Here is a 13,957-nt window from a genome sequence, read left to right as displayed (position 1 = left end):
ACATATCGGTACAGACATGCGGTTTGAAATACGCGGCGAAAACAGACTGGGCATCACACGTGACGTGGTCAATGTCCTGACCGATCAGGGGCTGGATATCCGCGCGTTTGAGGTCACCACCCATTACATCTATGCCGATATTCCGGCCATTCAACCGGGTCGTTTTCCGCTTTTATCCCATGCGCTTAAACAGATCCCCGGAATATCCGACATTCGCGAGATCGACCGCCTGCCGACCGAACGCCGCCGCGCACAGCTTCACGCGACCCTTGCCGCCCTTGGCGATCCGGTGATTGCCGTTGATGCCAATGGCCTGATCGCACAGGCCAATCCGGCTGCACAATCCATTGCAGGCACCAATGACAAGCCTCTTCGGGATCAGGATATTTCCAACATCCTTGCCGAACCATCAATTGAAGATTTGCGCCAAAGCGGTTTTCACCTTCCTGAACATGAAGTCACTTTAGGCGGTCAGACCTATTTGCTTCAGGTCGAACCGATTGGTCATGTCGATGATGGATCGGACGCAGGAGATGACGAACCCTGGGGCGGGGTGATGGTGTTTCACCGGGCCGCACGGCTCGGTCGGGTCATCACCGCCCTTCAGGATCGCAGCCATACCGGTTTTGACGACATCATCGGCACCAGCCGTGCTATGACACGGGTAAAATCACAGGCCCAAAGGCTTGCCAATATTGATGCACCCCTTCTGATCCTTGGCGAAACCGGTACGGGTAAGGAGCTTTTTGCCCGCGCCTGCCACCGCGCAAGCGCGCGTGCCGACCAACCGTTCCTTGCCCTTAACTGTGCCGCCATGCCCGAAGGTCTGGCTGAAAGCGAACTGTTTGGCTATGCCGCAGGCGCCTTTACCTCGGCACGCCGTGGTGGCAAGCCGGGTCTTCTCGAGCTGGCCGATGGCGGCACGCTGTTTTTGGATGAAATCGGTGAACTGACCCCCTATTTGCAGGCCAAGCTTCTGCGCGTTTTGCAGGATGGCCGGTTCCGGCGCGTTGGCGGGACCGACGAAATTTCCGTTGATGTCCGTATCATCAGCGCCACCAACCGCGACCTTGAAGCCATGTCCCATGACGGCACCTTCCGCGAGGATCTTTATTTCCGCATCAACGTCCTTGGCATCACCCTGCCCCCGCTCCGCGACCGGGTCGAGGACATTGATGATCTTGCCAAATTCTTTATGGCCCGCACGGCCCAGCAAACCGAACGACCGACCCCGCATCTTGCCCGGGACGGGCTTGACTGGCTGCGCGCCCATGACTGGCCGGGCAATGTGCGTGAACTGGAAAACACCCTTTTTCGTGCCGTCGCCCTGCTGGATGGCGATGTGCTTGGTGCACGCGATCTGACCAGTGCGGCCACCGGCACCATGACGACCCCGGATACAGCAGCACATTCCGAAAGCACCGACCCGTCTGACGCTCAAACTGCCCCGGCCCATGGGCCCGACCTGATCACCCAGGCATTGGCGCAGGATGACTTCAATGCCGGACTGGACATGCTGGAACGTGAAATGCTGATGCGGCTTTATCCGGATTACCCAAGCTCGCGCAAGCTGGCAGAGCGGCTTGGCGTTTCGCACACATCGATTGCCAATAAACTCCGCAAATACGGCATTGGCCCCTAAAAACCCGGCAGATTACTTGCCCGCATATTTCAGATGAATAAGCGGATAGGGCCGCCCCTGCCCGTCAAGGGCCGAACGCCCGGTGCGCACAAAGCCCAACTTTTCATAAAAACCGATGGCCTGCGGATTTTGCTCATTCACGTCGGTTGTCATGGCGGGATGAAGCGCAAGACCATGGCGCACAAGTGCTGTACCAATACCCTTGCCACGACAGGCCGGGTCGATAAACAGCGCCTCCATATGACCGCCATCAATCAGCATGAAACCAAGCGGATAATCACGCGCATCAACGGCAAGCCAAAGCGGCGCATCAGGCAAAAATCCGCACACAAGATCGTCAATCGCAAGACGATCCTCGGGCGTCAGGAAATCATGGGTGGCATCGACAGCACCCCGCCAGATTTCAACAATGCGGTCACCCTCACCGGGTCTGGAAGCTCTGATATTCATCATTGCGGCACTTTAATTCGGCATTTGTCACCCCACAAGCAAACCTTTGAGGCAACACGTATTTTACTCCCCGCCAACGCCTGCAACGATCATTGATCACACCTCTTCTTGCCAGTTTGGTTGCAGTGCGGCATGATCCTTCCAACTTAACAAGAGGAACAAACTCCTCACCCACAGGGAGAAGAAATATGCTGACAGGAAAACGCGCACTCGTGACCGGATCAACCAGCGGCATCGGCCTTGCGATGGCAAAGGCACTTGCCGGTGCGGGCGCGGATGTGATGCTCAATGGCTTTGGCGATGCCGATGCGATTGAAGCCACCCGCAAATCCTTTGAAACAGAATATGGCGTGACCGCCTTCTACAACGGTGCCGATTTGTCCAAGCCCGACGAAATCGAAGCCATGATGCAGGATGCCGAGGCCAAATTTGGTGGCGTTGATATCCTGATCAACAATGCCGGCATTCAATATACTGCCAATGTCGAGGATTTCCCGGTCGAGAAATGGGATGCGGTGATTGCGATCAACCTGACATCGGTTTTCCACACCACCCGCCTTGCCGTGCCCTATATGCGCAAGAAAAACTGGGGCCGGATCATCAATACCGCGTCTGCCCACGGCCTTGTCGCCTCGGTCCAGAAGGCAGCTTACGTTGCCGCCAAACATGGCGTGATCGGGCTGACCAAGGTCACTGCCCTTGAAACAGCCGAAACCGGCATTACGGCAAATGCCATCTGCCCGGGCTGGGTGCGCACCGAACTTGTCGAACGCCAGATCGAAGCCCGTGCCAAGGAAGCCAACATCTCCATCGAGGAATCTGCAACCCGTCTGGTCTCGGACAAACACCCGTCCAAACAGTTCGTCAGCCCCGAACAGATCGGCCAGACCGCGCTATTCCTGTGCTCGGACGCCGCATCGCAGATGACCGGCACGCATCTGTCGGTCGATGGCGGCTGGACCGCACAATAAGCCTTTTCCTTACGCCCATCAAAAAGCCCCTCGGCACCTAATGCCAGAGGGGCTTTTTATCTTCTGCCATGGCGAAAGGATCAATCCTTTGGCGTGCAAGTCATACCATTGCGTTCAGCATTGGCGAGGCAATCGGTTTTCTTGGAATAGCCCTGCGTCGAGGCCCCGACGATATTGCCGTTCCGGGCCGTCCGCCGCCACCGCCAGCCGTCCTTGCCCTCGTAAATTTCCCAGCGGTCACCGCGTTGATCGGTACATTCAGACATGCGTCACCTCGTTTGCTGCGTTTTACCCGTTGCAAGGATGACGCCCGACCAGATGGCTTGTGACGCAAAACTTACTGCCCCAAATACCGCCCCAGATGCTCGACCAGCATGCGGATCTTCGGACTAAGATGGCGGTTGGTCGGATAGATCGCCCAGATGCCTTCATCTGACGGCTGATATTTGGTCAGGACCGGGATCAGATCACCACTGGCGATCCAGGGATCGACGTAGTAATCGGGCAATTGCACGATGCCGATACCTTTAAGCGCCGCATCCAGAAGCGCCTGCCCGCTATTGGCGTGGATGGAGCCATGAATGCGGATGGTGCGTTCGCGTCCGTCTTCTTCAAACCGCCAGTAATCCAGCGTCCCGACCAGACAGTTATGGTGATTGAGCTCTGACAGGGAGTGCGGTTCCCCACGCTTGGCGATGTAGCTTGGCGCTGCACAGGCATAAAGACGGCGGGTGGATAACTGCTGGGTCATCAGGCTGCCGGTCGTGCCTTCCAAACGGCCCAGACGGATCGCCATGTCATAGCCCTCAAGCACCAGATCAAGCTTCTGGTTGGTAAAGCGGCACTGGACTTCAAGATCGGGATAGCGCGCCACGAAATCATTCACCAGCGGCGCAATCACGGTTTCACCATAGGTCGTCGGCGCGGTCAGTTTAAGCTTGCCGCGTGGTACTTCGGTCAGGTTGCCAATGGCGCGCTCCGCCTCGCCCAGACCGTCAAGCAACTGACGGCAATGCTGGTAGTAAATCTGTCCGGCCTCGGTCACGCTGACCTTGCGCGTGGTACGGTAAAAAAGCTGGGTGCCCAGCTTTTCCTCAAGTGCGGTGATCTGTCGGCTGACCTGGGCCACCGAAATGCCAAGCTGCCTGGCCGCCGCTGTAAAGCTTTGGCGTTCCGATACGGCGATAAATTCGCTGATCCCGTCCCAGGCATTCATGGCAATCGGCCCATATTATTACAACACAGTAAAAGTTATTTACCAAAATACCGGATTATCAGGATAGGAGAAATAAATAGACTGATGCCATTATCATTTCTTTTGCCGGAGGAGCGTCATGAGCGCCGAAACCATTACCTGTAAAGCCGCCATCGCATGGGAAGCGGGCAAGCCGCTGTCGATCGAAGAAGTTCAGGTCGCCCCGCCCAAGGCTGGCGAAGTGCGCATCAAGATCGTTGCCACCGGCGTTTGCCATACCGATGCCTTTACCCTGTCGGGTGACGATCCCGAAGGCATCTTTCCCGCCATCCTTGGCCATGAAGGCGGCGGCATTGTTGAATCCATCGGCGAAGGTGTCACCAGCGTTGCCGTGGGTGATCACGTGATCCCGCTTTACACCCCGGAATGTGGCGAGTGCAAATTCTGCAAATCGGGCAAAACCAACCTGTGCCAGAAAATCCGCGTCACCCAGGGCAAGGGCCTGATGCCTGATGGCACCACCCGCTTCTCGCAGAATGGCAAGCCGATCTATCACTATATGGGTTGCTCGACCTTCTCGGAATACACTGTGCTTCCGGAAATCTCGCTTGCGAAAATCAACAAGGCCGCCCCGCTTGAAGAAGTCTGCCTTCTGGGTTGCGGTGTGACCACCGGCATGGGTGCCACCGTCAATGCGGCAAAGGTTCAGCCGGGTGATTCGGTCGCAGTCTTTGGCCTTGGCGGCATCGGTCTTTCGGCCATCATCGGCGCGCAGATGGCCGGTGCCGGTCGCATCCTTGCCATTGATCTTAACGAAAAGAAATTTGAACTTGCCAAGCAGCTTGGCGCAACCGATTGCATCAACCCGAAAGACCATGACAAGCCGATCCAGGAAGTCATTGTCGAAATGACCGATGGTGGTGTCGAGTGGTCGTTTGAATGTATCGGCAATGTCAATGTCATGCGTTCGGCGCTTGAATGCTGCCACAAGGGTTGGGGTGAGTCGGTGATTATCGGTGTTGCCGGTGCCGGTCAGGAAATCTCGACCCGTCCGTTCCAGCTGGTCACCGGTCGCGTCTGGCGCGGCACCGCATTTGGCGGCGTCAAAGGCCGTTCGCAACTGCCGGATTATGTTGAACGCTACCTTGCCGGTGAGTTCAAACTGTCTGATTTCATCACCCATACCATGAAGCTTGAAGACATCAACGAAGCGTTCGACCTGATGCATGAAGGCGAAAGCATCCGTTCGGTCATCCATTACTGATCATCGATACTTTAATTGAAAAACAGCGCCATTGCCGGAAATCATCCGGCAATGGTCGATCAGAAGGAGGCCCGAATGGGTATTGAAAACGCGTCAAGCAACAAGGTGTTTGGTGGCTGGCAAAAGCAATATACCCACCCGTCTGCGGTGCTGGGCTGCGACATGCGCTTTGCCATCTACCTGCCGCCGCAAGCCGGTAACGGCACCAAGGTCCCGGTCATGTACTGGCTTTCGGGCCTGACCTGCACCGATGAAAACTTCATGCATAAGGCCGGTGCGTTTCGCGTGGCTGCTGAACTCGGCATTGCGATTGTCGCCCCGGACACCAGCCCGCGCGGCGATCATGTCCCCGATGACGAGAACGAGGCCTATGATTTCGGCAAGGGTGCTGGCTTTTACGTCAATGCCACCCAGGAACCCTGGGCACGCAATTACCGCATGTATGATTACGTGACCAAGGAACTGCCCGCCCTGATCAGGGATCACTTCCCGGTCAGTGACGATGCGGTGATTTCCGGTCATTCGATGGGCGGTCATGGTGCATTGATGATTGCCCTTCGCAATCCCGGCACGTTCAAATCCGTCACCGCCTTTTCGCCGATCACCAACCCGATCAATTGCCCGTGGGGCCAGAAGGCGCTTGGCAATTATCTCGGCGATGATAAATCGGCCTGGAAGGCATGGGACAGCTCGGAACTGATGAAGGCCGCCAGTGCCGCCAACGCCCAGACGCCCGCACTGGTAGATCAGGGCGATGCCGACGGCTTCCTTGCCGAACAGCTTAAGCCAGAGGCGCTTGAAGCTGCGGCCAAGGCATCAAACTATCCACTGACCCTTCGGATGCAGGATGGCTATGACCATAGCTATTACTTCATCTCGACCTTTATCGAAGATCATATCCGCTTCCACGCCAAGCATCTTGGCCTGAGCTGATTGCACCCCGATCTTCGGTTTCCCCGGCACGTCGCCAGATACCGTTCTCCCCCCTTGACGTGTCGGGGCCTTATTCAGGCTCATGAAGTTAATCGAAACTGCGTGCTTCAATCGCGTCGGCAACATCATCGGCCATTTTAAGGGTCCGGATGATCAGGGGCACCACCATCGCAAGGATGGATCGATCAAGGCCGCGCGCGCGCTGGGCATCGCGGATTTCCGATGCCACCGTGGCGATGACCGGGATAAAACGCAGCACCATTGAAATCGCCAGACTGACCTTTTCCGGGTTCACGCCCAGCGGTTTAAGCGGACGCATGGCACGCTCAAGGGATGCCAGCATATCGGATGTTTTGGTGGTCAGGGTCACAAGCGATGCAAACATCACAATGGCGGCAATCCGGGTAATGACCAACAATCCCGCCTGCCAGTCATTCAGCCAAAGCTGCACGGCAAAAAAGATCGCAAGCAGCCAGAACATCGGCTTGATCTGGGCTGTCATGGTCGCCCAACCGAACCCCGAAATGCGATAAAGCACAATCACACTGACCAGAACAAGACTGACCACCGGCCAGTCGGGGATCAGGAACACACCCGTACCAAGGGCAACCATGGCAAGGATCTTAGCCCCGGCCTGTGCGCGATGGAGCACAGAGTTCCCGTCCCTGTAAAGGCCTGCGATCATGCCATCATCTCGCGATATTTCGAAATGGCGTTGGCCGGAATGTCATCAATAACGATCCTGCCGTTTTCAAACACCAGAACACGGTCATAACCGGCAATCAGATCAAGATCATGGGAAACCGTAATCACCGTCTGATCCAGATCGGCAATGGCGCGTTCAACCCGGTTGCGATTGCGCAGGTCAAGCAAGGTGGTCGGCTCGTCCAGCACAATATAGCGCGGCTCCATCACCAGAACGCCGGAAATGGCCAGAAGCTGTTTCTGCCCGCCGCTAAGCAGATGGCTGGGATGGGTTTTGAAATCCGACAGATCATAACGCGCAAGGATTTCATCAACGCGCCGGTTGATCTCGTCCTTGGGCAGTTTCAGGGCCTTGAGCCCGAAGGCCAGATCTTCTTCAACCACCGGATAGACGATCTGGTTATCGGGGTTCTGGAAAACAAAGCCGACATGGCGGCGGATCTTGCGGCCATCCTTGGCCGGATCAAGGTCATCAATCAAAACCCGTCCGCTGGTTGCGGTCTGAAGCCCGTTCAGAAGCCGCACGAAGGTGCTTTTACCCGATCCATTGGCGCCGATGATCCCGATGCGCTTTTGGCTAAGCGTGAGGTCGATATCCTCAAGGGCGCGGCGTGCATCAAATTGCACAGATACATTTTCAAAACGGATCATGGGGTTGGCTGTCCGGCGTTCTTCGGGAAAGGGGTCTGGTTTAAAATGAGCGGAGAACGGGCGCAAGCAGACCGCAACGGCGATCTCTGCTTGCGCCCATAAGATGTCAGGCTGATTTCGAAATCAAGGGATACGAGCGACGCACCGCAAGACATGCAGCGGTTGCAATCGCCACCTTGATCGCATCACCGATCAGGAAGGGTGCTGCGCCAACTGTTGCCTGCCAATAGCTGATATCTGCGGCCACCGCGACCCAGGCATTGCCAATGGCATAAAGGACAACGATCCCGCCAAAGGCAATCGAAACTGCCGCGTTAACGACATTCAGCCGGTTCCAGAATTTTTCGATCAAAAGGCCGATGACAAAGGCCGAAATGGCCCAGCCAAAAATAAACCCGCCGGTCACCCCGACCATCACGCCAAAGCCGCCACGGCCACCCGAAAGCAGTGGCAAACCAAGTGCCACCAGCACAAGGAACAGCACAATCGAAAGCCCGCCGCGACGTGCGCCCAAAATGGCACCAGCCAACATCGGCCCCAGTGACTGGGCGGTTACCGGCACACCGGTAATCGGAAGTGTGATTGGCGGAAACAGGCCAAGAACAGCGGTCATTGCCGCAAACAAGGCGATATAGACGATATCTTTGGTCTTCATGTAACGGTTCCCATTCCCGTTATAAAGCATCCCTGCATCAACCCCTTGCGCAAGGACGCCTTTCGTTAACCGGTCCGCCCGACCAGCTCAACGCGATATGGGATAACCGCAAATCTGAACGACGCCAAGCAAAATGACATCGCCATCACCGGGATCAGTGCACCCGTCCCGGTGATAAGCAATGGAATTCAAATGCTTAGTCCTGATCGCCTTCGACAAAGGTTTTAAGCCGCATAAGGGCGGATTCCCACCGTCCGGCAACCTGATCAAGATAGGCGCGCGCCTGCGCAAGCTGTTCGGGGCAAAAGGCATACTGGCTTTCGCGCCCGACCTTGTGACTTTGCACAAGACCCGCCGTTTCAAGAACACGCAGATGCTTGGTCACCGCCTGACGCGTCATATCGGCATCGTCAGACAGCGCCGAGATCGAACGCGGCTTGCCATCCGCCAGACGATCAAAGATCGCCAACCGTGTCGGATCGCCCAAAGCGGCAAACATGACCGAAAAATCACGGTCATGTTTGAGATATGCAGGATTATGTTCAGTTTTCGACATGTTTCTTGATGTTTTCCAACTGGGCGCCCCAGCCATGTGTATTGGCCCGCAACGCATCAGCAATGCGATGGGGTGGCAGGTTATCAAATCCGGTTTCGCGCACCCGAACCGATGTCTGACCATCAGATTCTTCAAGCCAGAATTCGACAAGTGTTTCGGGTTCACCGCTGTAATCCACATCCGGATCAACCGCATATGGATGCCATGTATAGGCGAAATAGGATGGTTCCTCCATCGCCTTGATCGTGGAGTTCCACGGCACATGGGTAAAACCTTCGATGGTGATCTTGCCCGAAGATACCTTGCCCACCGTAAACGGTCCCTCGATATTGATCCCGAACCATGCGCCGAATTCCTTTGAATCGGTCAGGGCCTTCCAGACACGTGAACGGGACGCTTTGATTTCAATCGACTTCTCAATGGTATTTGACATAACGCAACCTCCTGGTTGCATTTAACTTGCCAGAAGACCTTGATTTACGCAACCAAAAAGTTGCTCTTTAATTGTGGACCCCAAATGCACAAACGCCCGACCGTTGCCGGCCGGGCGATGCGTGCTCCCGTCATCCTTGGGTCAGTGCCGCTGTCAATGCAACTGGCAAGCCCGTGCAGCTTTCCTTATATCCCCATATCAGGATGCTGCGGATTGGCGGAGCCCCCCTGTCTCGATGATGAAATTCTTGACGTCTTCAAGACCGTCCATGGCCTTGAGATTGGTAAACAGGAACGGACGATCGCCGCGCATTTTCCTGGCATCGCGGTCCATCACGCCCAGATCGGCCCCGACCAGTGGTGCCAGATCGGTCTTGTTGATCACCAGCAAATCGGATCGCGTAATGCCCGGCCCGCCCTTGCGCGGGATTTTGTCGCCGGCTGATACGTCGATGACGTAAATCGTGATATCGGCAAGCTCCGGCGAGAAGGTGGCCGACAGGTTATCCCCGCCAGACTCGATAAAGATCGCCTCAAGCCCGGCATGCTTGGCCGCCATGTCTTCGACCGCTGCCAGATTGATCGACGCGTCTTCGCGAATGGCCGTATGCGGGCAGCCACCGGTTTCAACACCGGCAATACGATCTGCTGCCAGTGCACCCGAACGGGTCATGAATTCGGCGTCTTCGCGGGTATAGATATCATTGGTGATGGCCGCGATATTGAATTCATCGCGCATGGCCTTGCACAGGCGCTCCAGAAGTGCGGTTTTGCCCGAGCCAACCGGCCCACCAATTCCGATACGAAGGGGAGAGCTCATGATCTAAATAGCCTCGTATATTGGGTTTCGTGTTTCATCGATGTCCAGTCAACAAGCGGCGCCGCGGCACCGAGATCAGACAGATCGGCGCTCATCGCATGATCAACGGCAATCGAAACTGCCTGATCAAGGGATGACAGGGACCGGACACCATCGGTCTGACCAAGCGGCACCAGACGCACCGCACTGGAAACAAGGTTTGCCGCCATGGCATGCAAATAGGCGGTCAAGGCATCCTGCAATGGCACTTTGATCTCGGCGGCCGCAATGCCCACGGCCACCGGATAGGACGGCAAACGATCATCGCCACGCATGCGGCTGGCCCAGCGCGTCAGAACACCCTCGCCCCAGACTTTTTCCACCGTCGAGACAAAGGCACGCCCCTGCGCGGTTGCCTCCAACGCCATTTCAGATGTGCCGCGCCAGCAATCGGCCTCAACACCGATGTCAAACAGGGCTTCTTCCTCGCCTGCAAGGGCCGCACGCCATGCTGCACAGAACAGTACTGCGTCAATCCGCCCAGCGCCGAATTCCAACACCCCTTCAACCCAGTTGATCAGGGTATTGGCCGAGCTGACCCGACCGTCTTCCACCGCATATTCCACACCATGGGAATAGGTATAGGCACCGACCGGAAATGACGGACTAAGCCATGTCATCAACCGCATCAGTCCAGCGGGGTTAAGGGTCAGGGTTTCAGTGGTCATGCGGTTTCCCTGCGGTATGGGCGTGGGAATGGCCGTGATCACCGTGGCTGTGGGAGTGGCTGTGTCCATGACCATGCGAATGACTATGGCCATGCTTGTGATCACGACCATGATCTTCATGATCGAAGTGATCGTTGCCATGGCTGTGACCATGTGCGCCGCCAAGCCCGTGATAGGCCCCGTTCAGTGGATTGAACGGGGCGATTTCCTGGTCGACCACCCCGCCGAGCCCGGTAATCATGTCACGCATCACATGATCATCGATAATGCGCAACCGCCCGTCTTTAAGGACCTCGACCGGGGTATGACGGTTGCCGATATGCCAGGCCAGCTTGGCCGCGGCAATCGGACCGGATGCGGTAATGGTCAATACCGGCTCGTCGGCGGCGCGCACCACAATCACCCCGCCATCGACAAGGCGCAAACGATCCCCGTCCGCCAGACGCACCGCATGCGGCAAATCAAGCAGGAAGGGTTCGCCCGCATCATCCATCAGACGAATGCGCCGGCGGTGCCGATCCGAAAAGGCCAGGGTTACCGTCCCGCGTACCTCCATCAGTTCAGGGGCCGCATCGGAACGATCAACCGGGATATGTTCAATGGCGTGACGCATAAAGCTTATCCGATCAGAACAGGAAGTAACGCTGTGCCATCGGCACAACATCAACCGGCTGACAGGTCAGAAGTTCCCCGTCTGCGGTCACCTGATAGGTTTCCGGATCGACTTCCATGACCGGAAGCGCATCATTAAGCTTCATGTCCTTCTTGCCGATATTGCGCGTATTCGATACGGCCAGCAATTCCTTGGAAAGGCCGAATTCGGCGGCAATTCCGGCATCAATGCCAGCCTGTGACACGAACGAGAAACTCGACTTCGCAAGCGCATTGCCATAGGCCCCGAACATCGGGCGGTAATGGACCGGCTGCGGCGTCGGGATTGAGGCGTTCGGATCGCCCATGGCCGCTGCAATAATCATCCCGGCCTTGACCACCATATCGGGCTTGGTGCCAAAGAACATCGGCTTCCAGACGACAAGATCGGCGATCTTGCCAACTTCGATGGAGCCCACATGTGCCCCGATGCCCTGCGCAATTGCCGGGTTGATGGTGTATTTGGCGACATAGCGCTTGGCGCGGAAGTTATCATTCCCCTTGCCCGCATCTTCGGGCAAGGCACCGCGCTGTTTCTTCATCTTGTCTGCGGTCTGCCAGGTACGCGTGATGACTTCACCCACACGGCCCATGGCCTGACTGTCTGACGAGATAATCGAAAACGCACCAAGGTCATGCAGAATATCTTCGGCGGCGATGGTTTCGCGGCGAATACGGCTTTCGGCAAAGGCCACGTCTTCTGGGATTTTCGGATCAAGGTGATGGCAGACCATCAGCATGTCCAGATGCTCGTCAATGGTATTGACCGTAAACGGACGGGTCGGGTTGGTCGAGCTTGGCAGAACGTTGGCCTCGCCGCACAGCTTGATGATGTCTGGTGCGTGCCCGCCACCGGCACCTTCGGTATGGAAGGTGTGAATGGTGCGGCCCTTGAACGATGCGCGGGTATGCTCAACAAAGCCGCTTTCATTGAGCGTATCGGTATGGATCATGACCTGAACATCAAGGTCATCGGCAACCGAAAGACACGTATCAATCGCAGCCGGGGTCGTGCCCCAGTCTTCATGAAGCTTAAGCCCACAGGCGCCTGCCTTGATCTGTTCGATCAACGATCCCGGAAGAGTCGCATTGCCCTTGCCAAAGAAACCGATATTCATCGGAATCCCTTCTGCAGCCTGCAACATCCGGGCAATATGCCAGGGGCCGGGCGTACAGGTAGTTGCGTTGGTCCCGGCAGCCGGGCCAGTGCCACCGCCCAGCATGCTGGTCACGCCGGAATAAAGGGCATCTTCAACCTGTTGCGGGCAAATCCAGTGAATGTGGGCATCAATACCGCCAGCGGTAATGATATTGCCTTCGCCCGCGATGATCTCGGTGCCCGGACCGATGATGATATCGACACCGGGCTGAACATCGGGGTTCCCGGCCTTGCCGATCCCGGAAATACGACCACCGGTGATGCCGATGTCGGCTTTGACGATGCCGGTATAATCAAGGATCAGCGCATTGGTGATCACGGTATCAACCGCACCTTCGGCGCGCGTTGCCTGCGACTGGCCCATGCCATCACGGATGACCTTGCCACCACCGAATTTGACTTCCTCGCCAAGGGTGGTGAAATCCTTTTCGACCTCGATGATCAGGTCGGTATCAGCCAGACGGACCTTATCGCCAACGGTCGGGCCAAACATGGCCGCATAGGATGGACGATCAATTTCATATGCCATGTATCGTTCCCCCGCTTAGAGCTTGCCGTTGATTTTGGCGTTAAAGCCATAGACCGTGCCGGACCCGGCATATTTCACCAGATTGACCTCGCGCGACTGACCCGGCTCAAAGCGCACTGCCGTCCCGGCCGGGATATCAAGGCGAAAACCGCGTGCGGCCTCGCGGTCAAAATCAAGGCCCGGATTGGTTTCATAGAAATGATAATGCGATCCGACCTGCACCGGACGATCACCGGTATTGGCAACCATGATGGTCTTGGTTTCGCGCCCCTCGTTAAGAATAAGGCTGCCTTCCTTGGTAATGATTTCACCTGGAATCATGATAGCGCCTCCTTAGCGAATGGGTTCATGAACGGTCACAAGCTTCGTCCCGTCGGGGAAGGTTGCTTCGACCTGGATTTCGTGGATCATCTCGGCAATGCCATCCATGACCTGATCACGCGAAATCACGGTGGCCCCGTCGCGCATCAGATCGGCAACAGATTTGCCATCACGCGCGCCTTCAACGACATAGTCGGTGATGATCGCGATAGATTCCGGGTAATTAAGCTTTACCCCCCGTGCAAGGCGGTTGCGTGCGACCATGGCCGCAACCGAAACCAGCAGTTTGTCCTTTTCGCGTGGCGTCAAATTCATG

General features: G+C 56.5%; 18 protein-coding genes. 4 read left to right on the top strand and 14 right to left on the bottom strand.

Annotated elements, in window-relative coordinates; all coding sequences use genetic code 11:
• Positions 1 to 16 precede the first annotated feature (16 nt).
• Entirely contained in the window at positions 17 to 1,642 is a 1,626-nt protein-coding gene (locus WA318_RS03680) for a sigma-54-dependent transcriptional regulator (protein WP_336080027.1), read from the top strand.
• Positions 1,643 to 1,654: 12 nt separating this feature from the next.
• On the opposite strand, the gene WA318_RS03675 is transcribed toward WA318_RS03680, so the two are convergent.
• On the bottom strand, positions 1,655 to 2,095 hold the full coding sequence (locus WA318_RS03675; protein WP_336080026.1) for an acetyltransferase: 441 nt from the start codon (positions 2,093 to 2,095) through the stop codon (positions 1,655 to 1,657).
• A gap of 185 nt (positions 2,096 to 2,280) precedes the next feature.
• Between WA318_RS03675 and WA318_RS03670 the strand changes: the two genes are divergently transcribed.
• Complete coding sequence (locus WA318_RS03670) at positions 2,281 to 3,063, top strand: 3-hydroxybutyrate dehydrogenase (protein ID WP_336080025.1); 783 nt, start codon at positions 2,281 to 2,283, stop codon at positions 3,061 to 3,063.
• Between the two features lie 80 nt (positions 3,064 to 3,143).
• Here the strand turns inward: WA318_RS03670 and WA318_RS03665 are convergent, their stop codons facing one another.
• Together WA318_RS03665 and WA318_RS03660 are read right to left on the bottom strand one after the other, a co-directional pair.
• Positions 3,144 to 3,329: a YegP family protein gene (locus WA318_RS03665; protein WP_336080024.1), complete on the bottom strand. Its 186-nt coding sequence runs from the start codon at positions 3,327 to 3,329 to the stop codon at positions 3,144 to 3,146.
• A 71-nt stretch (positions 3,330 to 3,400) separates the two neighbouring features.
• Positions 3,401 to 4,279: a LysR substrate-binding domain-containing protein gene (locus WA318_RS03660; protein ID WP_336080023.1), complete on the bottom strand. Its 879-nt coding sequence runs from the start codon at positions 4,277 to 4,279 to the stop codon at positions 3,401 to 3,403.
• 118 nt (positions 4,280 to 4,397) lie between these two features.
• Between WA318_RS03660 and WA318_RS03655 the strand changes: the two genes are divergently transcribed.
• Together WA318_RS03655 and fghA are read left to right on the top strand one after the other, a co-directional pair.
• Positions 4,398 to 5,522 (top strand): S-(hydroxymethyl)glutathione dehydrogenase/class III alcohol dehydrogenase, encoded by a 1,125-nt coding sequence (locus WA318_RS03655; protein WP_443082631.1) that lies wholly within the window; start codon positions 4,398 to 4,400, stop codon positions 5,520 to 5,522.
• 75 nt (positions 5,523 to 5,597) lie between these two features.
• Positions 5,598 to 6,455, top strand: coding sequence for an S-formylglutathione hydrolase (gene fghA / locus WA318_RS03650; RefSeq protein WP_336080022.1), 858 nt, complete (start codon positions 5,598 to 5,600; stop codon positions 6,453 to 6,455).
• 88 nt (positions 6,456 to 6,543) lie between these two features.
• On the opposite strand, the gene WA318_RS03645 is transcribed toward fghA, so the two are convergent.
• The 11 genes from WA318_RS03645 to WA318_RS03595 form a co-directional block, all read right to left on the bottom strand.
• The gene (locus WA318_RS03645) at positions 6,544 to 7,140 is read right to left on the bottom strand and encodes an energy-coupling factor transporter transmembrane component T family protein (RefSeq protein ID WP_336080021.1); all 597 of its coding nucleotides are present in this window, start codon (positions 7,138 to 7,140) and stop codon (positions 6,544 to 6,546) included.
• Complete coding sequence (locus WA318_RS03640; protein WP_336080020.1) at positions 7,137 to 7,811, bottom strand: energy-coupling factor ABC transporter ATP-binding protein; 675 nt, start codon at positions 7,809 to 7,811, stop codon at positions 7,137 to 7,139. Before WA318_RS03640 ends, WA318_RS03645 begins: the two co-directional genes overlap by 4 nt.
• A gap of 106 nt (positions 7,812 to 7,917) precedes the next feature.
• Positions 7,918 to 8,466 carry a biotin transporter BioY gene (locus WA318_RS03635; RefSeq protein WP_336080019.1) on the bottom strand — a complete coding sequence of 183 codons (549 nt, stop codon included), beginning with the start codon at positions 8,464 to 8,466 and terminating at the stop codon, positions 7,918 to 7,920.
• Positions 8,467 to 8,662: 196 nt separating this feature from the next.
• Positions 8,663 to 9,022 (bottom strand): ArsR/SmtB family transcription factor, encoded by a 360-nt coding sequence (locus WA318_RS03630; RefSeq protein WP_336080018.1) that lies wholly within the window; start codon positions 9,020 to 9,022, stop codon positions 8,663 to 8,665.
• Positions 9,009 to 9,455, bottom strand: a complete 447-nt coding sequence (locus tag WA318_RS03625) for an SRPBCC family protein (RefSeq protein ID WP_336080017.1) — start codon at positions 9,453 to 9,455, stop codon at positions 9,009 to 9,011. Before WA318_RS03625 ends, WA318_RS03630 begins: the two co-directional genes overlap by 14 nt.
• A gap of 198 nt (positions 9,456 to 9,653) precedes the next feature.
• Complete coding sequence (gene ureG, locus WA318_RS03620) at positions 9,654 to 10,274, bottom strand: urease accessory protein UreG (RefSeq protein WP_114096695.1); 621 nt, start codon at positions 10,272 to 10,274, stop codon at positions 9,654 to 9,656.
• Entirely contained in the window at positions 10,271 to 10,981 is a 711-nt protein-coding gene (locus WA318_RS03615; protein ID WP_336080016.1) for an urease accessory protein UreF, read from the bottom strand. The genes ureG and WA318_RS03615 overlap by 4 nt, the downstream gene beginning before the upstream one ends.
• Positions 10,971 to 11,594 (bottom strand): urease accessory protein UreE, encoded by a 624-nt coding sequence (locus WA318_RS03610; RefSeq protein ID WP_336080015.1) that lies wholly within the window; start codon positions 11,592 to 11,594, stop codon positions 10,971 to 10,973. Before WA318_RS03610 ends, WA318_RS03615 begins: the two co-directional genes overlap by 11 nt.
• A 13-nt stretch (positions 11,595 to 11,607) precedes the next feature.
• Complete coding sequence (gene ureC, locus WA318_RS03605; protein ID WP_336080014.1) at positions 11,608 to 13,320, bottom strand: urease subunit alpha; 1,713 nt, start codon at positions 13,318 to 13,320, stop codon at positions 11,608 to 11,610.
• 15 nt (positions 13,321 to 13,335) lie between these two features.
• Positions 13,336 to 13,641: an urease subunit beta gene (locus WA318_RS03600; RefSeq protein WP_101245282.1), complete on the bottom strand. Its 306-nt coding sequence runs from the start codon at positions 13,639 to 13,641 to the stop codon at positions 13,336 to 13,338.
• Positions 13,642 to 13,653: 12 nt separating this feature from the next.
• Positions 13,654 to 13,956 carry an urease subunit gamma gene (locus WA318_RS03595; RefSeq protein ID WP_114096691.1) on the bottom strand — a complete coding sequence of 101 codons (303 nt, stop codon included), beginning with the start codon at positions 13,954 to 13,956 and terminating at the stop codon, positions 13,654 to 13,656.
• Position 13,957: the final 1 nt, after the last annotated feature.

It is taken from the genome of Thalassospira sp. CH_XMU1448-2, assembly GCF_037027285.1.
Taxonomy (GTDB): Bacteria; Pseudomonadota; Alphaproteobacteria; order Rhodospirillales; family Thalassospiraceae; genus Thalassospira; species Thalassospira profundimaris_C.
The sequence above is the reverse complement of the archived record's forward strand: the minus strand, read 5'-3'. Positions and strand labels throughout refer to the sequence as shown.